The sequence below is a fragment of the Rhodococcus sp. IC4_135 genome (assembly GCF_011602025.1).
Classification (GTDB): Bacteria; Actinomycetota; Actinomycetes; order Mycobacteriales; family Mycobacteriaceae; genus Rhodococcus_F; species Rhodococcus_F baikonurensis.
On sequence record NZ_JAAOLG010000008.1, the window covers coordinates 62003 to 82359 of the forward strand.

At 61.4% G+C, this 20357-nt stretch carries 12 protein-coding genes; 6 read left to right on the forward strand and 6 right to left on the reverse strand.

Annotated features, from left to right (window positions below):
* The first annotated feature begins 132 nt into the window (after positions 1-132).
* Positions 133-1434 carry a TrpB-like pyridoxal phosphate-dependent enzyme gene (locus tag G8767_RS16435; protein ID WP_003945451.1) on the forward strand — a complete coding sequence of 434 codons (1302 nt, stop codon included), beginning with the start codon at positions 133-135 and terminating at the stop codon, positions 1432-1434.
* A 215-nt stretch (positions 1435-1649) separates the two neighbouring features.
* On the forward strand, positions 1650-3068 hold the full coding sequence (locus G8767_RS16440; RefSeq protein WP_166810710.1) for a PQQ-binding-like beta-propeller repeat protein: 1419 nt from the start codon (positions 1650-1652) through the stop codon (positions 3066-3068).
* A gap of 642 nt (positions 3069-3710) precedes the next feature.
* Here G8767_RS16440 and G8767_RS16445 read toward each other — a convergent pair.
* The gene (locus G8767_RS16445) at positions 3711-5267 is read right to left on the reverse strand and encodes a helix-turn-helix domain-containing protein (RefSeq protein WP_240952355.1); all 1557 of its coding nucleotides are present in this window, start codon (positions 5265-5267) and stop codon (positions 3711-3713) included.
* Positions 5268-5347: 80 nt separating this feature from the next.
* On the opposite strand from G8767_RS16445, the gene G8767_RS16450 reads away from it, so the two are divergent.
* The gene (locus G8767_RS16450) at positions 5348-6688 is read left to right on the forward strand and encodes an MFS transporter (protein WP_166810711.1); all 1341 of its coding nucleotides are present in this window, start codon (positions 5348-5350) and stop codon (positions 6686-6688) included.
* A gap of 257 nt (positions 6689-6945) precedes the next feature.
* Positions 6946-8256 carry an FAD-dependent oxidoreductase gene (locus G8767_RS16455; protein ID WP_166810712.1) on the forward strand — a complete coding sequence of 437 codons (1311 nt, stop codon included), beginning with the start codon at positions 6946-6948 and terminating at the stop codon, positions 8254-8256.
* A 164-nt stretch (positions 8257-8420) separates the two neighbouring features.
* Here the strand turns inward: G8767_RS16455 and G8767_RS16460 are convergent, their stop codons facing one another.
* Positions 8421-9293: an alpha/beta hydrolase-fold protein gene (locus tag G8767_RS16460; RefSeq protein WP_166810713.1), complete on the reverse strand. Its 873-nt coding sequence runs from the start codon at positions 9291-9293 to the stop codon at positions 8421-8423.
* Complete coding sequence (locus G8767_RS16465) at positions 9290-10516, reverse strand: amidohydrolase family protein (protein WP_166810714.1); 1227 nt, start codon at positions 10514-10516, stop codon at positions 9290-9292. The genes G8767_RS16460 and G8767_RS16465 overlap by 4 nt, the downstream gene beginning before the upstream one ends.
* Before the next feature lie 99 nt (positions 10517-10615).
* Between G8767_RS16465 and G8767_RS16470 the strand changes: the two genes are divergently transcribed.
* Together G8767_RS16470 and G8767_RS16475 are read left to right on the forward strand one after the other, a co-directional pair.
* Positions 10616-11179: a TetR/AcrR family transcriptional regulator gene (locus tag G8767_RS16470; protein WP_166810715.1), complete on the forward strand. Its 564-nt coding sequence runs from the start codon at positions 10616-10618 to the stop codon at positions 11177-11179.
* Positions 11180-11424: 245 nt separating this feature from the next.
* A complete protein-coding gene (locus tag G8767_RS16475; protein WP_166810716.1) occupies positions 11425-11793 on the forward strand; it encodes a cupin domain-containing protein in 369 nt (122 codons plus the stop codon).
* Positions 11794-11819: 26 nt separating this feature from the next.
* Here the strand turns inward: G8767_RS16475 and recD are convergent, their stop codons facing one another.
* Genes recD through recC form a run of 3 tightly spaced genes read right to left on the reverse strand, consistent with a single transcriptional unit; the run spans position 11820 to position 20287 of the window.
* On the reverse strand, positions 11820-13688 hold the full coding sequence (gene recD, locus G8767_RS16480; protein ID WP_166810717.1) for an exodeoxyribonuclease V subunit alpha: 1869 nt from the start codon (positions 13686-13688) through the stop codon (positions 11820-11822).
* The gene (locus G8767_RS16485) at positions 13685-17002 is read right to left on the reverse strand and encodes a UvrD-helicase domain-containing protein (protein WP_166810718.1); all 3318 of its coding nucleotides are present in this window, start codon (positions 17000-17002) and stop codon (positions 13685-13687) included. Before G8767_RS16485 ends, recD begins: the two co-directional genes overlap by 4 nt.
* 3 nt (positions 17003-17005) lie before the next feature.
* Positions 17006-20287, reverse strand: coding sequence for an exodeoxyribonuclease V subunit gamma (gene recC, locus G8767_RS16490; protein ID WP_166810719.1), 3282 nt, complete (start codon positions 20285-20287; stop codon positions 17006-17008).
* Positions 20288-20357: the final 70 nt, after the last annotated feature.

A 20357-nucleotide genomic window follows, 5' to 3' on the forward strand; every position in this document is an offset into this window, starting at 1 on the left:
AACTGCGTGCTGCCCGGACCGATATCGGGTGGTCCAGCAGGCTCCTCTCCAGGATCCCCGATCCGGCAAATGCCGTACGCGTTGTCGCTACGACCGCCAAGATCAGGTACCGAATCCACGAAGGAGAGTTAGTTGACCACCACCCCACTCAACCGTTCGCTCGAGCCTTTGGGCGTCTCCATCCCGTCGAAAGTGCCGACGCACTGGTACAACCTGGCGGCTGACCTCCCCGAGCCTGTTCCCCCGCACCTGCATCCGGGCACGCGTGAGCCGCTCGGCCCCGAGGACTTGGCGCCGCTGTTCCCGATGAACCTCATTGCGCAGGAAGTCGCAACCGAGCGCTACATCGAGATCCCGGAGACGGTTCGCGAGATCTACGGGATGTGGAGGCCCTCTCCCCTGTTCCGTGCGCATCGACTCGAGCGTGCTCTGGGCACACCTGCTCGCATCTATTACAAGTACGAAGGCGTCAGCCCGGTCGGTTCACACAAGCCGAATACTGCTGTCGCGCAGGCGTACTACAACGCAATCGAAGGAACCACCAAGCTGACCACCGAAACCGGTGCGGGCCAGTGGGGTGCGTCGCTGTCGTTCGCGGGTGCGCTGCTCGGACTCGACGTAGAGGTGTGGCAGGTTCGCTCCTCCTTCGATTCGAAGCCGTACCGCCGCATCCAGATGGAGGCGTACGGCGGAATCTGTCACCCGTCGCCTTCCGACCTGACGGAAGCCGGACGCGCACTGCTGAAATCGCATCCCGACACCACAGGCTCGCTTGGTATGGCGATCAGTGAGGCCGTCGAGGTCGCTGCGCAGGATCCGAACACGCACTACTCACTCGGCAGCGTGTTGAACCACGTCATGCTGCACCAGACCGTGATCGGTCAGGAAGCAATGGTTCAGCTCGAAGAAGCCGGCGACGCCGTCCCTGACACCGTGTTCGGTTGCGCCGGCGGCGGTTCCAACCTCGCGGGACTCACCTTCCCCTTCCTGGGACGAAACCTTCGCGAAGGCACCAAGACTCGCCTGGTCGCCTGCGAGCCATCGGCATGCCCGTCCCTCACCCAGGGCGAGTACCGCTACGACTTCGGTGACGTCGCCGGTCTGACGCCGCTGCTCAAGATGCACACTCTTGGCAAGGACTTCGTTCCCCCGGCCATCCACGCCGGTGGCCTCCGCTACCACGGCATGTCGCCGATGGTCTCGCATGCGGTCAACCTCGGCCTCATGGACGCGATTGCCGTCGATCAGGACGACGCACTCCAGGCCGGTCTGATTTTCGCCCGCGCCGAAGGAATCATCCCGGCTCCGGAATCAACCCACGCGGTTGCCGGCGCCATCGCTCACGCCCGTGCCGTCACAGAACCCGAGGTGATCGTGATCGGACTGTCCGGCAACGGTCAGTTGGATCTGCCGGCGTACTCGCCTTACGTCTGACACTGTCGGTGTGGTGGTCTCGTGTGTGCGGGGCCACCACACTTCGTCACACCGATCACGATCTCTGGTCGGATCCCAATTCGTCGACCGAACCGACAGAAATCGAACTTGCCCGGCCCTGACGCGACAGGCAGTGGCTCGATCTCGAGGCACGGATCAAGCCAGCCACCTCCGAAACGAACCGATCAGTTTGCTCGATCGGTTACGGTCTTTCGATGCAGCTTCGGTTGAAGGAACACTGGAAACTGATCGCCCTCGGACTCGCGTTGATCGTGGCAATCGCTTTCATCGTCGTATCGGCACTCTCAGACTCGAACGAGGTTGCATCGCCGAAGACAGGCGGTCCGATCGTCGAACAGGGCGTTGTCGACGTGGACCTCTCCGATCCTCCGCAACAAGCCTGGGAACTCGATGTCCGAGCGCTCACGGACAACCCGGGTGACGTACTGCTGTCGATGCCTTCCACGCTCGATAGCTACTACGGCTACGGCAACACGTACCAAGTCGGTGATGTGCTGGTGGCCGCGACTGCTTATCCGCTTCCCAAGACCGACGAGTCTTCGTCGAGTCAGGGAGTCGGTGCCGTCACACTCGTCGGGGTGAATCCCGACGACGGAAATCCACTGTGGAAAACGCGAATCGGCGGAGTCATCGGCCAGTGCAGTCAGCAGAACGAATCCACGATCATCGCGTGCTGGGGCGATCGACGGATGATCTTTGTCGATACCGCGACCGGAACTCTGATGTCCGACCTCGGGACTGACTTCGATCTCAATGGCGCCACCATCACAGGAGACACCGTGTACACGTCCGGCGAAAGGACGGACGGAACCGTTCGAACGCGAATTCTTGCCAGCGGCACCACAACCAATTTGACGGCCAACTTCGTGCGTACCTTCGAACCAAGTGAGAAGTTCGGAGCCGTCTACACGGTCCCTCACACCGACACTGTCATTTCCATGGAACAGGGCGACGGCGGGGACCCACAGTACCGCTATCGAATCTACGATCTGCAGTCCGGCGCCGAACGATTCCGATTCGAGGGCGATTCGCTTGTCCCGGCCGGGAATGGATTGTTCCTCACCAGTGTCGGCGGCAGGTCAGGTTATGCAGGAACCCAAAACCTCTTGGCTTCCGATGGATCCACGATTCGTGCGATACCGATTCCCTCGTACTCATCGTCGTCCTACCCAAATAAGTCCTCGACGGGCCTGCCGATGTTTCTCGGCGACGGCGCCTACGACCCGAACTCCGGTGACGAACTTTGGCGCAGTTCACAAATCGTCAACACCGCGATGGCCGGGACGGGAAGCGCCATCGTCGCAGTGGTAGGAAAAACAATCATGGTCACGTCTCCCGAGACTCGAACAATCTCGGGTCTCGACATCGAGAGTGGTCGACAGTTGTGGCAGACACCCTGGCAAGACGCGTACTGGGTTCGCAGCGGGGTAACCGATGGCGACCACTTCGTCTTCAGCGACTACACCGGAATGCATTCGATCAGGGCTCGCGACGGAAAGATGATGTGGTCGGTTCCCCTTCCCCCAGAGGTCGATCCGCGCGGAGTCGTCGTCTCGAATGCCGGCAAAAACGTGTCGTTCTCCTGGCAAAACCATTTCACCATTTGGCGATAGGCCGGCAACATCGCCGATACCGTGTCGTACTGACGAGCCAGCTCAGCAACAAGTAAGCGGATCGACGAGCAGCCATCAATGGCCACAATCCAGTCTTCCGCATTTGTTCAATTTCGGAAGAACGATCTCGAACAACTACACATATCTCCACGCCTCCAATTTCGGAAAGATCAGACCAGACCTGCAGTGAAGAGGTGCGTAAAAATCACACCGACTCACGTATCTGATCCAATCCAACCGTAAAGGGAGCCAACGGGAATGGACGCGAATTCCTCTGTTTGCAGTCAGCAACAAATAGTCCAGTTTGCGCGTAACCATCTACGCACCGGGGGACCGAGCTCAGACCAAATTCGTCGTCATTTCGGTTTGCACAAACGCGCGTTCTTCACGCAGCTCGACACCCATCTGGACGATTCTGCACTTTCAATGCCCGAAAAAGTTGCACTCCGCCGCATCTGCCGACAGGAAGACAGAAGATGCCCGATCACACGTATGAACGTCTCAGCAGGTCAAGTTGGCCCACCCCGGCCGATGTACGACGCGCTTCCTTTCCCACCCCAGAACCATCCCGCTTGACGATCGAAAGCCGCGAACTACGTTGAGCCGCTGAATTCTTCCGCAGCCCCCTCTTCTTGGTTGGGATCATCGGAGATCTAACAACCGCGCGACTTTCAGACTCAAATGCAATGCCAACCGGTCGTCGCCGTTTGCCAAGTCTGCGCGTGTAATCTCCTGAATTCGCCGCAAACGATAGTACAAGCTCCCTCGATGCACACAGAGCGCCTCGGACGTTCGCTTTACGTCACCGGCATTGTCCAAAAAGCTCTCCAGCGTCGCGAGAAGAGCCTCGCTTTTTGAGTCCTCATGGCAGAGCAAGGACTGCAAACCTGAGTGAATACTGTTCTCGAGTCGATCCTCCGACAGTTCGGCCAGAAGTCCGTAGACGCCGAGATCCCGATAACGCACAACATTTCCGAGCACCTTGACGACCTGGGCTACGTCTGCAGAACGTCTGGACTCTTCGTAGGATTCGCGCACGTCTGCAACCGAGGTTCGCGGTTCACCGATACCAACCCAACATTCGATGTTCTGGCGCCCACTTTCAGACAAGACTCGTTCCCGGGCTGCCACGATCAGCGAGTCCAGATGGGTTTGAGTCGAGCGTTCGCCCACCGATACGATCAACAGACTGTGGTCGGGGCGGTCGAGTTGGATTGCACTGTTCCGCGGGAGCCTCCGCCGAAGCTGATCGACGCCGACGGCAACACTCAGACGATCTCTTTCGGTCAATGTCGACCGGTCCACGGGGCGGAGCAACATCGTCACCGCGACTGCTGGACCCGCAACCATCAAGCCCTCATCAGCCAATCTGCTTGCCGCGTCTTCGCGCAGCGACCGCTCGCCCGACAGCACGTCTCGAGTGAGTTCCCGCTCCCGACTTCGGGACAACTCGTCCAGCAACTGTTCGCGATGAAGGATCATCGCCGCCGCATCAGCCGTGTGCCTCAAGACCTCGGCCTTATCCTCGTCAACTTCGCCCTCTGAAATCAACAGCCAGACGAAGCCCAGCAGCGCATTGCGGTATCGGATCGGCATCCCGACCCGGCCAAGGGTCAGCCCTAGTTCTTCGTTGACGGGAACAGTGAAGAGATCGAGGGCCTTGCGGCCTCCACTCGCGTAGATGAAGTCCACAATCTCGCGTGAAACATTCCGCTGTAGAACCGAATTCATTCTGACTGAATCGACGGCGCTGTCGTGCGAGTTGTACGCGAGTAGACGGATCTGGGCGTCATCGATTGCAACGGAACGGTCCAGTCGACGCCCGGTAGTATCCACCAGATGCTGTAGTTCTCCAGCCATGGTCGAACTGTACGAGTCGAACTCTCCGCTTTGCAACATATGACTAAATTCGTCCGCGACAATTTGAACGAATGACAGTGATGCAACTAACTTTCGCGCCATAAGCTCGCTACATGCCGAAGCACATGAGACCCGGAACGTGTTCGCTCGGCCCGCGACCAGGCATACCCAGCAACGACAGGTTGCACGACAGCGACGAGATTCGTTGCAGCCGTGAGATTTGCATTGTGGGCCGAAGCCAGCCGACACGCTCTCGCGTGAGAAAGCGTTGTCCCTGATCCGGAATCGATCGCAACCTCCGTTCGCCAGATCAACGTGGGTCCGGTCGGCCTCTTTCAATTTCGCATGCCTCCGAACGACATCGGCCACCGTGACGTCGCAAAACCGTTGCTATTCAGCATATCCCGAGAGGAATCATCATGACCGGCACAGCAAATGCTCCTGTAGAGCATCAAACCGAGACGTCACCCGGACGTCGATCGGCGCGCCGTAGGGCCCTGATTGCCGGCGCGACAGGCAACATCGTCGAATGGTTCGATTTCACGATCTACGGTTTCACTGCCGCAGTTCTCGCGACAGTGTTCTTCCCTCCGGAGTTCGGCAGTGGCGCACTGCTTGCCACCTTCGCTCTTTACGGAGTCGCATTCTTGGCCAGACCTGCCGGCGGCATATTCTTCGGAAGACTGGGTGACCGCCTCGGCCGACGGAGGTCACTGTCCCTGGCTATTACGCTCATGGGCTGCTCGACAGCGGCTATCGGTCTCCTACCGACCTACGCTTCGATCGGTGTTGCAGCACCGCTGTTGCTGCTGCTCTGTCGCTTGGTTCAAGGATTCTCGGCCGGCGGCGAATACACCGGAGCGGCAACCTTCGTCGTCGAACATGCGCCGTCTCACCGCCGAGGCTTGTACGCAGGGATTATCAGCTCTTCGTCGTTCGTCGGCAGTATCTTGGCCACGGTCACAGTCTTGTCATTCAGCTTGGTCGGCACTGAGTCCTTTGCCGACGGGGGATGGCGTTGGCCGTTCATCATCGGAGGCGTTGTCGCCATGGTGGGACTGTTCATGAGGCTTGCGGTCGAGGAAACTCCGGCTTTCAAGGAAATGCAAGAAAACGATTCCCTTCCCACTCGCCCACTCGCAGATCTGTTCCGCAATCACTGGCGGACTCTGCTCACGTCCTTCGTGTATTTCGCCTCGCTCGGTGTCGTTACTCATATGCTGCTCGGTTACATGCCGACATTCCTGGTTATTTCAGCCGATGTTCCGAGCACGGTTGCCCTGCTGATGACAACCGGCGCTTTGGTTCTCGCAGTCCCGCTGTTCATCTTCTTCGGCGCCACAGTCGACCGAATCGGCCGGAGACCTCTCGTCAGAATCGGCATGGTGATGTCAGTTTTCGTTTCGGTGCCCAGCTACATGCTCATCGGCACCGGAAACATTTTCGCGATTGCCATTGCACTGGCTGCTCTGGTCATCGCGCTTTCCCTACTCGCGTCCGCTTTGCTCGTAATCCTCGAAATGATGCCGACGCATGCTCGATTCACCGGCACGGCAATCCCCTACAACATCGCATATGCGCTCTTTGCAGGAACTGCGCCGCTGGTGTGCGCAGCACTGGTCAACGCCACTGGAAGCGATCTGTCGCCTGCCTTCTACGCGACCGCCATCGCTTTGATCGCACTTCCCATTCTGTGGCGAGGGATTCCGGAATCGAAAGACTGGTCTGCCACGCGGGGCAGCTCGACGAAACATTTCTGACAACGGACGCGCCACGGCTGTGATTTTTTGAGCAGCTGTCGATAGCGTTCCGATGGCCGCCACGAGAGAGTTGAGGAAGACGGACACCTCTGGACTTTCAGGTACCAAATCCATTAAGGCAGAGCCGAATCCGAGAAGTCGGGATGCGGGTCTCCAGAGGAAGTCGACGGCGTCGGAATTACCAGAACCCAAGCTCGCCGGATCGAATAGCTGCGCTTTCGATCCGGCGAAGCCATCAGTAGAAAGAGGGGCCGAAAGTGCCTACCGACAAGACCGATGCAGTTGTGGTCGGAGCTGGAGTAATCGGCAGCTCCATCGCCTACGAATTGGCCGCTAGAGGCTACGAAGTCCTGGTCATCGACAAGTCTGGTGGTCCGGGCTACGGCTCGACCAGTGCATCCAGTGCGGTTATCCGGTTCAACTACTCCACATTCGACGGTATGGCTGCGGCTTGGGAGTCGCTGCATTGCTGGCAGAACTGGAACGAGCATCTCAACGCGACAGTCGACGGCGCGCTTGCGAAGTTTCGGCAATGCGGGATGGCACTGCTCGATGTCGACGTCGCACCCCACGCGCGCACGATTGGACTGTTCGAGAAGATCGGAATCGACTACCAACTTTGGGACGCAACGACACTCGTCGAAAAGATTCCCGGTATCGACGCAGGTAAATACTATCCGCCGAAGCCAGTCGACTCGGAGTCCTTCTTCGCAGATGCGGAAACCACGCTCGGCGCGCTGTACACACCGCAGGCGGGGTTTGTCGACGACCCGCAACTGGCCGCCGCGAATCTTGCTGCGGCAGCTCGTTCGCACGGTGCGGTTTTCACTTACAACACGCGTGTAGTGGCAGTCGAGCAGTTGGCTGACGACAGCTGGCAGCTAGGGCTCGACGACGGGGAAATTGTGAAATCCAATATTGTCGTCAACGCTGCCGGCCCCTGGTCGGGAGCATTCAACAAGCTTTCGAATGTCGGGTCCGACTTCAAGGTTTCGGTTCGGCCCTTGCGTCAGGAAGTCCATCATGTCACCGCACCCACTGGGTACAACGACGGCGAGATCCTCGGCCCGATGATCGCCGATTTGGATCTCGGAACCTACATGCGAGCCGAACCCGGAAACGGCTTCCTTGTCGGCGGAACCGAACCGGAGTGCGATCCGCTCGAGTGGATCGACGATCCTGACACCGCGAACCCGAATCGCACTGTTGCCCGGTTCGAAGCGCAAGTTTTCCGCGCCGCCAGACGTTTCCCCAGCTTGGAAGTCCCGTCACAACCGAAAGGTATTGCCGGCGTGTACGACGCAGCATCTGACTGGACCCCGATCTACGACAAGACAGACAGACGAGGGTTCTACGTCGCCATGGGCACCAGCGGAAACCAATTCAAGAATGCACCCATCGCTGGACGCCTCATGTCGAGGATCATCGACCAGGTGGAAGCCGGACACGATCACGACGCTGATCCCGTGACCTACATCGGAATGCACACCGGGCTCGAAATCAACCTCGGCGCATTCTCCCGGCTTCGGGCACCCAATGCCGAGTCGACCGGGACAGTCATGGGTTAGAAGTGTTGTCCGGCTTGGAGAATCGATAGCCGCGACAACTGAATAGACACGGCTGTGGGTGTCCACCACGTGGTGGACACCCACAGCCGACTTCTCTTGCACAGCGGCGACGGGAAGCTCCTCGTCGAACGTGTCAGCGTGGACATCGTCTCCGGGACGAGCAGCTACCGTGCATGGCATTTCTTCAAGTAGCTCAGGAACGATGCCTGCAGCCCGGTGACGTGCGTCTCGTGCAACAACGCGGTCGAAACATCCTGCGACCACCCCTTGCCGTGCAGCTCCTCCACGACAGCGAGAACGTTTCGTGCCAGTCCGCGGTAGATCGGAATGGGCCCCGTCAGTTCGGCTTCGTTCAGCGTGACGTGCAATTGCGGCACAACTGAGCCCACGCCACGCATTGGCAGGGTCTCGACCATTGTGTGGATCTGGCTGTCGGCGTTCACAACTCCGGGGCTACCCGCACCGAAGGTCGCGAATGGAGTCGCGTCACGTAGCCATGAGTAGAGCGCGAAAAGACCTCCGTAGGAGTAACCGAAAAGGCCGTGCCCGGACTCGCTGACGCGCAGCTTCGACGAGCACAGGCGAGGGTGGAGTTCGTTGGTCAGGAAGGCGAGGAAGACGTCCGCATGGGTGTCTGCGAGCTCCTCGAGATAGGCGTCTACGTATTCCTGGGTCATTGCACCGGAGTCGCGAGCCGCGGCAAGAGTAGCCACCATCTCGGCGCCTACCGGTTCCCCCGGCGGCACGAGATCGCGGTTGCGTAGCCGTGCCCAGTTGGCGGCTTCCTCACCGGCATAACCGACGCTGACCTGAATGTACGGTGCGATTGTCAGATACGGGTCTTCCTGCGTGACGATGAGTGGGGCGGTCAGACCCACAGCCCAGTTGCCGTCCATCACGTAGATCAGCGGTAAGGGATCCGTGGAGTCCGCGTAGCCGGGTGGTGTGGTCACCCAGACGCCGTAGCGGTGCCCCGATTTCGCCGTTATTTCGAAATACTCCGTGTCTGCAAAACATCCGTGCAGCATTGCGCTCATCGAACCTCTCCCTTCACTACCTGGCCGGATTTCACGACGAGTACAGCCATGTCCGGATCGGCGAACACCTTGGCGTCGCAGAGCGGATCTCGTCGCCAGGCGACCATGTCCGCCTGCATTCCGACGCGGATAGTCCCGACGGTCTCGCCGATACCGAGGATGTCGGCGTTGACGCTGGTGGCCGACACGAGTGCGTGCATCGGCGACTCCAACTCGGCGCGCAAGCGCAACTCCTCGCCTCGGCGCTGCTGGTGCGGCCCGATGAGGTCCGAGCCCAGGCCGATCCTCAGGCCTGCTGCGCGAGAGACCTCGAGTGCCGAGGCCATGCGCTGACGTACTCCGGCGGCGCGGTCTCGTACTGCAGGGTCCAGGTCCATGCTCGCGGTGTCCGTCAACTGCTCCACCACGGCGAAGGTGGGGACCAGAGCCACGTCGTGCTCGCGCATCAGCTGGGCGGTCTCCGCGTCGATGTCGGTGCCGTGTTCCACGCACCGGACTCCCGCCCGCACTGCGTTGCGAATGCCCGCATTGTTGTGCGCGTGCACCGTGACGTAGGTGCCGCGCGACGCTGCCTCTTCCACTGCCACGGAGATTTCCTCGACGGTGAACTGTGTGTCGGTGAGGCGGTCGTGGCCTCCGACGACACCGCCGGTGACGCACAGCTTCAGGAATGTTGCGCCTCGGCGGAACGACTCGCGCACGTTGCGTCGTAGCTCGTCGGCGTTGCCGGACATCAAAGACAAGGCGCAGAGCCCGGGGAGGTGATGCATGTTCCACAGCTCAGTCGGTTCCCACGAAGCCCCGTAGTAGCCGTGCCCGCCGGTCTGGCACTGCACCGGACCACACGAGAGGACACGCGGACCACGAACCTTGCCGCCGGCGATGACGTCGACGACTCCGCCGTCGATGCCACCGACGTCTCGCACCGTGGTGAAGCCTGCGTCGAGGGCCTGGCCGGCAGCGCCGAAGATGTCCGCAGCGAGTTCGGCCGCCGAGAGCTCAAACCCGAATTGCCGTCGTATCGGGCTCGAAAGGCCCAGGTGGACATGGGCATCGATGAGCCCCGGAGTCAGAAGCATGCCGTCGAGGTCGACTGTCCTCGCACCCGACGGCGCCTGTCCGATCGCGGTGACAATGCCGTCGCTCACGCACACGTCGACTTCGACCGGGTCGGTGCCCGATCCATCCGCGACCTTGCCGCCGGCAAACCATACGTCAGTCAAAGGGACCTCCCGAGCATGAGAAAACCTCTTTCCTAAACACTGGTGAATTCGATATGCGGTACCGTACTCAACAGTGGTGAACCCGTCAATGGAGGTAACGTGAGATCGCCGGTTGGGGAGGGTCGAGAGCGACTGTTACAGGCACTGTTCGACGAGTTCGGTGAAACCGGCCCAAGTCCGAAGCTGTCGATGCGCCAAGTAGCGGAGCGACTCGGAGTGCACCACACGCTGCTGACTTATCACTTCGGATCACGACCGGGTCTCCTCAGCGCCGTGCTGTCGGAAGCGCGCCGCCGCGACAACCTCGTCATCGCCGCGATGGGCAAAGATCTCGGATTCGCGGCCCTGTGCAGGGCGATCTGGAGCTTTTACTCGAACGCCGAGCATGAAGACCGAAGCCGCACCTTTTTTCACCTGGCCGGACTTGCGGTTTACGAGCACAACGCATTTCAAGATTTCGCCGCCGACCTCGACGAATTGGCCCACCTCCTCGAAGCAGCAGCCCTTCGCGATGGATTCACCGTGGTGGATGCACAGCAGCAGAGCGTCATTGCAACCGCATGTCTGCGAGGACTGTTGCTGCAGAGGTTGCTCACCCCTGATGCCGAGGTCGACGCCGCAGCCGAGCGCTTCATCACCTCGTTGACCACGACCATTACCTGAGGCCCCACAACCGATCACCCTCGTTCGAAATCACCGACGCGGGGCCGTTTACCATGGGCTCGCTCATGTTTCGGCGCGAGCCGGGTCTCTGATCCCCGGTTGAGTGGTGGCCGATCGCCCTTTCGACATCTGTACGAGCGAACTGCCGAAAGATGCGACAAGTGAACCTATCTCGGCGCAGTAGACACACGACATCATCGACAAGTCCGATGATTCACGCGAGATACGAAAGTCAGGATCAGATTGTGACCATTACCTTCCGCGCCGCAGAGTTGGACAGCGCAAACGGGATCTTTCAACAAGCACTGCTTGGCCAACCCAGCGCCGAACCACTCAGCGGAGACATCATCACGCGCGCTGACGTCGAGTTCACCAGCGACGACGGGCGCATTCAATCCGGAGTCTGGGAGAGCGAACCAGGAAAGTCGCGGTGGGAGTTCCTCACCCGCGGCGAGATCATCACCATCGTCTCCGGCGCCATGACCGTGGAGGAGGACGACGGCGATCCCGTACATCTCGTTGCCGGTACGAGTGCAATCTTCCCAATCGGATGGAAGGGTATGTGGACGGTCACCGAGACCGTACGCAAGGTGTTCGTCGTATACAACGTATGACCAAGGGAAACCGCAACATCCGACGTTCACGGCCCGTCGTACGGTCGGATCTCACGACGCAGCCCACTTGCCCTGAGTACTTGACGCTGCACTCCCGCCCGCACGGAATCCTCGGTGCCGATTACTCTCACATGGTTTCTGGCGCGAGTGATCGCCGTGTACAACAACTCCCGAGTCAGCAGTGACGACGCCTCGGCCGGCAGCATCACCGATACCGTGTCGTACTGGCTGCCCTGGCTCCGGTGAATCGTCATCGCGTAGACGGTCTGCACCGACGAGAGTTGGCTCGGGTGGATCAGAAACGCATCACTCCCCCGCTCGAACGCGGCAATGGGAACGCCATCCTCACGCTGCACGATCACACCGGCATCCCCGTTGTAGATCTTTGCCTCGTAGTCGTTGGCCGTCACCAACAGGGGTTGGCCCGGATACCACCTCGTCGGGTCCAGGAATTGCCCTGATGCCGTGCCGACCCACTCCATCGCCTGCTGCGCCCACCTCCCGACACCGTACGGTCCGTCACGGTGGGCGCACAGAAGGCGGTGCGATTCCAAGCCTTCCAGCGCGCCGATCGCATCACCCACTTCCGCCGACGCCGTCACCACCTCTGAACTCGCAACGATATCGGCGCGCAATGCGTCGACGTCCTCGGGAGAATGGAAGGAGACGGCGGGATCACCGCTGCGCAGGATACGCAGAACCTCAGCGGAATCTCCCGCTCGAACTGCCCTGGCCAACGACGCGATGGTTCCGTCGAAGCGGCGCCCGCGTGAGAGTTGAATGATCCCGCCCCGCAGACGATCCTGCTCGTCCACACTCAGTGCCTCTTCGGCCCCGGTTGCCGCGAGATCGTCACCCACCAACTGTGACAGCGCCGGATTTCCACTGACTTCTACCGGGCGGGCGACAAGATCAGCAAGAACAGCGCCGGCGTCGACGGAGGTCAACTGATCGGGATCGCCGACGAGCAGTAGCCGGGCATCGGGGCGAACCGCTTCGAGCAGGCGCGCCATCAAGGTGAGGGAGACCATCGACGTCTCGTCGACGACGACCACGTCGTAGGGAAGTCTGTTGGTCGCATTGTATTTGAAACGACTCGAACTCCCCCGCTGCCAACCGAGTAGCCGGTGCAAGGTCATGGCCGCGAGTTCTTCGGGAAGGCCAAGGCTCGCGGTCTGCTCACGTACGGACTCTTGCAGACGTGCTGCGGCCTTGCCCGTCGGCGCTGCCAACCCGATGCGAGCATTCGAACCCAGTTCCTCCGACAGGAGAGCGAGAATACGTGCGACCGTATGGGTTTTGCCGGTTCCGGGCCCACCGGCGATGACCGTCGTCCACTGTGTCGCGGCGAGAGCAGCGGCTATTCGTTGACGATCAGGGGCGGAGGTCGGCCCGTGCTCGTCGACGAACAACGAATCCAGGCGCGTTCGGACCGCTTTCAGGTCGGCGGGCGGCCACGTGGACGCACGCTCGTCGAGCACTCGCCGAATCGTCTGCTCCTGCAGAAAGTACCGATCGAGGTAGAGAAGCTCACCGTCGTCGGTGTCGACCAACCGGAGCGGTCTGAGAGGTCCGGCGTTGCCGCCGATCACCAGAGGGCTCAGCCGAAGGGCGGCAACGATCTCCGACGGTTCGGGCCACGGCAACGACGCAAGTTCGTCTTCCGTCGCATTGTCGACGCTCACATCACGCATCCGTCGGAGATCGAGGCACACCGAACCTGATCGCACGGCCCGCACTGCCAACGCCGCGGCCAGCATCACTTTCTCGGAAGTTTCACCGCCCAGGCTGCACACCCGCGTCGCGACATGGACGTCAGCGGCAAGCAGAACCCCAGCTTCGTTGAAGATTCGCACGATCCCTTTGGCGCGCTGCGCCAATTGCGCCTCGGTCATCGGGTCTTCTCCCCTGCCGTGTTGGATGCATCGAGACCGGCCAGCAGATCCGATAGTTCAACCGTCAGCTGAGCAGGCGGTTTCCATTCGAATACACCACATTCCGGCGGACTGTCCGGGCCGAGCATCCCACGCACGAATTGATACTGCGCTCCTCCGAGATGGAGATGCGGATCGTAGTCGGGCAGTCGCCACCGCAGATACCGATGCAGCGCAACCGAATACAGCAAAGCCTGCAAGGGATAGTGCGAGCGCATCATCTCCGTCGCCATGAGTTCACGCGTGTAGTTGGCAGCCGTCAGATCGCCGCGTCCGAGCCGGTTGGTCTTGTAGTCGACGATCACGAACGACGGGCCCGGGATCCGGAGGACGGCGTCGATACTGCCCGTCAGGAACCCGCGCATCGGTGACGTCTCGACGCGGTCGAGATGGTCGGCGTAGGACGCAAGGATGTCGTCGGAGGGAAGGTGGCGCCTCAACAGTTCCGACACTCCGCGAAGTGTGACACTCATCGACACCGGATCGTCGCCACCGGCCAGTGGGAGTTCGAAATCGAGTTCGGGAAGGCGATCTTTCGGCGCGATCGTTGCCAAGGTTCCGAATCCCAGTGGAGTCTGCATCACCAGTAACAACGCATCCGCGAGTGCTTCGGAGTCGAGCTCGGCCGCCCGAACCGAGACCGCCTCCGCGCAGCGCATACCGAGTTCCGCTCTCAGGTCTGAGGCAGCCGTGTCCACCACCTCGAGCACCTCGTGCACCAGCGTGCCGAATGCGGCGCCCGCCGGAAGGCCGTTCATCGGTGAAGCCAGCGCCTCCAGGGGCGAAGGGGTGACAGTCCCGATGTCTACGGAATCCTCCGGCTCGTCGTCCTTTTCGGGATCCTCTACCTCACTGTCGGTGCTCGTGACCGCGTGGTGCGCTCCGGCGGTCAGTGCCGAGTACGACGTACGACGCCACAGAGTGTCCAGGTCTCGATCGAAACGCGCCGCGGCCAGTTCGGTCGCTTCCGCGGCCGCACCGGACCACAGGACAGGCGACGGTGGATGTGGACCTACCGGTTCCACCGAGATCACGTCGGACGCCGCTGCCGGCCACGTCGCGAGTCGTGCTGCGGTCGTACCGTCGTCGAGCACCTTCACTACCCGAGCAGGTTCGGCGATGCCGGGCGTACGTCCGAGCATCAACCGGTGCAGTGGCGAGCGGGAGGTCCCGTAGCTGGGTGCCCACCAGAGCACGAGTTGGCACTGTGCTCGGGTCAGCGCCACGTACAGCAGTCGTAGTTCTTCGCCTGCTTCCTCAGCTTCCGCAACAGTCTTCCTGGCGTTGTACCCCGGACCTTCCTGCCCACCGACGTCGAGGATGCGGCGCCCCTCCGGATCGTGCAACAGCTGCGTCGGCGAGTTGAAGCCGCCCACGCTCTCCCAACTGAACGGGACGTAGACGATCGGGAACTCCAGCCCTTTGGTGGCGTGCACGGTTGCGATTTGCACTGCGGCAGCGTCACTGTCGAGGCGACGGCTTCTGTCGGTCGCACTCCCGGACGTCGGATCCTTGATCCGGTCGGAAAGCCAGCGAACCAGTGCGCTCAACCCGAACGCTTCCTCGGTGGCGACGCGACCGAGGAGTTGTGCGACGTGCCGCAGATCGGTGAAATCTCGTTCGCCGGACGGAGCCGCGAGTACACGCTTCTCCAGATTCGTTTCGGCGGAGATCCTTTCGAACACGGCCGCGAACCCGACGCGTGCGAACAACCCGGAGTACGAGCGCAGTTGACCCGCCAGTTCCGCCACGACGTTGTCTCCGTCGGCGTTCAGTTCTTCGGAGGTGCGTCCGAAAATCGGCGAAAGCGCGGTCAACCGGACGCGATCCGACCGGTGCGGCTGTTCGATCGCCTGCAGCAGCCACAGCCACTGCGTCGCACTGGGTGTTGCGAAAACACTGGACCCGCCGGTCAATACGGAAGGTACACCTACGGCATCGAGGGCATCACGGATCATCGCCACCTGCTTGTGGGTGCGCACCAACACCGCGACGTCCCCCGGCTCGACCGGGCGAGGATCACCGTCGACGGCCAAGCGGGCATCGCTGCCCAGGAGCCCGACCACGTCTGCTGCGACGTCGTCCGCGACGCGACTGCGAAGTCTGCCTACAGCCGGAAATCCTGAACGATTGAGCGGTCCGGCTCCGGTTCGCGGCAGATGGCGTACACGCATCGGCACCGGGCCGAACAACCGGGACTTCTTGTGCGAAGCCTCCACTGGATGCGCGACGATGCCTTCGTTGCCGAGTGCGGCACCGCCGTAGAGGTGTTCGAGTGCCGCCAACAACCCTGGATCGCTACGCCAATTGGTGGTCAACTCCTGGTGTGCATCAGCCTGATCGACCGCATCGAGATAGCTCAGGACTTCTGCCCCGCGGAACGCATAGATAGCTTGCTTGGGATCACCGACCAGGACAAGTGTGGTGTGACCGTGGAAGGCCAATCTCAGAATGTCCCACTGCAGTGGATCGGTGTCCTGGAACTCGTCGATGAGCACGACTTCGAATTTTTCGCGCACCCGACGGCACGCGACGGGACCGTATTCCGGATCGGTCAATACGCCGTGCAACAGCGTCAGGAGATCGTTGAAGTCGCGAATTCCTTTGGTTCGCTTACGTCGCTCGACCTCGAGACGAGCAGCATCCGCAAAGAGGACTCGCTGACCGGGCGCGGTCTCCTCCTCGCCGTCGGGTTCGAGAATTGCCTGACCATCGCCGACTGCGCTTCGGGCAATAGCCAGCGCGTCCTTCGTGGAGAACGGTGGAGACGAGTCCGTTCGGCTGTAGCGGCTGAGGTACAAATCCGAAACGACTTCACTGATCAGGTCGTCGACCGATTCCACGAAAGTCGTGTCCGGCTCACGTTCCCCGGCGATACCGAGGCCGTCGAGCATCCGCTGGCAGAAACTGTGGGTGGTCGTGATGGTACCGGCGTCGAACTCCGCGAGAGCGCGCAGGAGTCGACGACGCCGCACACCGATCTCCTCGTCGTCCGCCGTTGCGAGGTATGCCACCAGATCATCGTCCGACCGCCGCGCAGTCTCCGGATCAACCAGTGCTGCAGACACTCCGGCGAACCGTTCTCTTGCACGCTCACGAAGTTCCTGAGTGGCGGCCCTACTGAATGTCACCAGCAGAACTTGCGATATGTCGGCGAGACCTTCGGCAACACAACGAGTCGCGAGTCCGACGATCGCGTAGGTCTTGCCGGTTCCGGCGCTCGCTTCCAACACCGTAGTGCCGGTAGGCAGTGGCCCCAAGAGATCGAAGTCCACGGGTTACTCCGCTCTTTCGTTGGTCAGCAACGGATCCCACAGCCGTCGGGCGAGAACTCCGAACCGAGTCGGTTCCTCGGCCCAGACGAACTCGTCGTCCGACGGCGGGTCCGCGGAAAGCTCCGCAAGTGTTCGAGCTTCTCCGAAAACATAAGCGTTGCTTGGATCGATCATCTCGCCGTACTGCCCGGTCCACTGGGTGTCCGCACCGTTTGTCGCATCGTCGACCGATTCACCGCCAAAGCGTCGGCGCGCGTATTCGGCTGAGGTAGCGGCCCACATCGGCAGCGGGCGATGCAGTCCCCGCTCCCGTAGGTCCACCAATTGCTGCAGGATCTCGATCGCATTGACTGGCGCATCAAGCACCGACCGTGCCGCTGCGATCTTTCCCCGACCCCGTCCGATGGAGACTGCATCGAGCGCTCCGGGTCGTCCGTGCGCTTTCAGAGCGAGCAGGTTGATCCAGGCCGTCATCCGATGTTTAGGCGCCAGTGAGGAATACGACGCCCGCACCACTGAGTTTCCGTGCACCCCGGTTACCGTTCCGGTGAGACGATGCCCGTCACCGAGGTCGATGTCGACGTCGACGGCTTCGGAGTCGCCGTCGAAGTGCGGCAAGGCAAGTCCGGCAATCTGATCTACCACCCATTCGACGTTGCCCAGAACCGTGGCGCCCAGGTTGTAGGGCGGCAAAGTACCGCGGCGCCACTCCGCTGCACGGAAATCTGCAGAGCTCCGACCAGCCAAGCGCGAGAGAAGCATTCGATCACCCAGAGCCCAGGTGGACAGTGGATCGAGCTCGGTTGCCAGCGAATCAGCGATGTCGTCGTCGAGTTCCGGTACCCGGACACCGAGGCGTTGGCGCAGAAAACCACGCGCGGGATGTACGAGGAAGCTCACCAGGTCGGCGAGGTTCACTTCCTTCGGATGCACCTCGGGTAGCTCGGCCGACAAGACTGTCGGCAATTCGACCGGTGTTCCGGAGGCTGCCCTCGCACCGGCCAGCGCTGCCGTGTCGAAGCTGAACGGCTGATCCGGCGAGAAGTTTCGATTGTCGAATGACTGCAACGGATGTCGTGTCAGTACTCCGTTGATCGCTTCCGGACCCACCGTCGCACTGAGTACGTCGAGGAGGCCACTGAGGGGGATCGCCGGCGGTCTGACGACACCGGTGACCGGATCGGCACCGGTATACAACAAGATCAGATGCTCACCCGCAGACATCACGGCGTCGAGAAGCAGTTGCCGGTCTTCACTGCGCAGATCACGCTCCCCCACAACGGGATCACGGGACAAGATGTCGTCGCCGTCGACTCCACCGGTTCGAGGGAACACCTCGTCGTCGAGCCCGATCAGCACGACCACGCGATGCGGCACCGAACGCATCGGAACCATCGTGCACACCGTCAGTTCGCCGGTTCGGAAGTTGGCGCGCGTAGGTCTGCCCGCGAGGCTTCGCGAGAGCATCGCGCGAACATCAGCCAGACGTAACACCGTCTCTCCGCCGAATTCGACAGCAGCTGCCAGTTCGCGGTGAGCCCCTGCGCTCTGCCACGAATCAGCGGGCGCTGTGTCGGTCAGCAGATCCAGGGCCCGCATCAGCACACGAAGCCATTCGGCCGGCGAATGTGGGCCGGCGAGATCGCGAAGCGAGACGGCCAGGCGATCGACGAACTCTGCGAAACGTCCACTCAGGTCGATGTCGGTGCCGTCCACGTCATCGAGTGGTAGCGCGAGATCCAGCCAGGCATTTTCCGATTCGTCCGCGCTGACCCCCAACAAGATTCGGTCCATGGCGGTGTTGAAAGTGTTCTGCGGAAATGCGTCGAGACCGAATGTTGCACGCTGCCGACTACCGATTCCCCAGCGAGCACCCGCTTCCGTCGTCCATTCCCGCAGTCTTTCCAACTCGTCGTCGCCCCATGAAAAACGTGTGCGGACAGGCTCGGTCGCGGCAAGGTCGAGAACCTCACTGGCTGTGGCCCGGCCGTCGGCCAGGTCGAGAAGAGAGCCGAGAACGGCCAGGACAGGATTGGTCTGACGTAATCCGCGGTCTGCCAGCCTTACTCGAAGAAGATGCCCGGGGTGGCCATGGACGCCTTGCCCGAACGCTGCACGAACCAAGGGTGCGTACGTTTCGACGTCCGGGCACATCACGAGTACGTCGCGCGGCTGCAATGTCGGGTCGTCCTCGAACAATCGGAGCAGACATTCGCGGAGCACCTCGACCTGCCGTGCCGGCCCGTGGCACGCGTGAACCTGAACTGTCCCATCGGGTTCCGCTGCAACGCTGGGAGCACGATCTGCGATGACATCGGCCTTGACCGTCGCCAGGAGGGATTTCGGGCCGGCTGGTTCGGGAAGATGCACCGTCTCGAACTCGACGGCACCGAGGCTGATCTGAAGTTCACGAACGTCGCGAGCAAGACTCGACAGCAACGGATTGGCGGATATCAGCGCCGACCCGTCTTCCGAACGTCGGATGATGCTCTCGCTTCGAGGTTGCATGCGCGAGCTCATCGTGGTCCACAGCGCGGGGCTGGGATGCGGGAGCCAGATGTGGACGTCCCGATTCGCACTGAGTGCGCTCAAGATCATTCGCTGATCGACCGGCAGCCGTGTCGGCCCGAAGACCGACAGACGTTCCGGCAGGTCGACCAAGGCCGGGTCCTCGACCAGCGCGCTGCTCACGTGCCCCAGTCGCTCTGCCGGCCCCGGAACGTCGATCTTGTCCGCGACGATGTACCACAGGCGTGCCTGCCATTCGAAATCCTCCGACAGTGCCGATCCGTGTCCGTCGGTCAACCGCCCGGCGGCCCAGTCGATCAGCATCTGCGGGCGTTGCGCGGCGTAACTGCGGAAGAGTTCGGTGACGTGCGTAGCGGAGGCAAACCGTCGACCTTCACGATGGCCTTCGAGATGCTTCGCCAGGACTCCGCACCAGGGCTCGCCGATGGACTCGTCGATCACATCGAGAACCGTCCACACCAATCGTGTCGGCGACCATGGGTCGTCGTCAGCCGTGATTCCACTGACCGCGGCCACGGACTCCGCGACCAGGCGCGCGGGTGAAGGAAACGCGATGTTCGCAGAAATTCCGTCCACTACTGACGGCCCGGACGTGCCTAGCTGGGAGGACAGCCGCTGATTGAGCCAACGCTCGACGCCCTTGGCCGGCACCGCAACAGTTTCTCGGGCGAAGGGATCCGACAGCGGTGTGCGGAGGAGCGTGGCCAACGCCGAGACCAAGGTGTCCGAACGCTCGGCCCGGTACAACTTCAGCAATCTTCGCTCCCCTCACTCCGTCCAGACGTCCATCTCACCACGGCGCTGTGACATGCCACGCCGAACCAGC

What these genes read in the sequence shown, in the direction of transcription:
- G8767_RS16440 (WP_166810710.1), top strand. Translation starts at nt 1,650, where the DNA reads ATGCAGCTTCGGTTGAAGGAACACTGGAAACTGATCGCCCTCGGACTC.
- G8767_RS16450 (WP_166810711.1), top strand. Translation starts at nt 5,348, where the DNA reads ATGACCGGCACAGCAAATGCTCCTGTAGAGCATCAAACCGAGACGTCA.
- G8767_RS16460 (WP_166810713.1), bottom strand. Translation starts at nt 9,293, where the DNA reads ATGAGCGCAATGCTGCACGGATGTTTTGCAGACACGGAGTATTTCGAA.
- recD (WP_166810717.1), bottom strand. Translation starts at nt 13,688, where the DNA reads ATGACCGAGGCGCAATTGGCGCAGCGCGCCAAAGGGATCGTGCGAATC.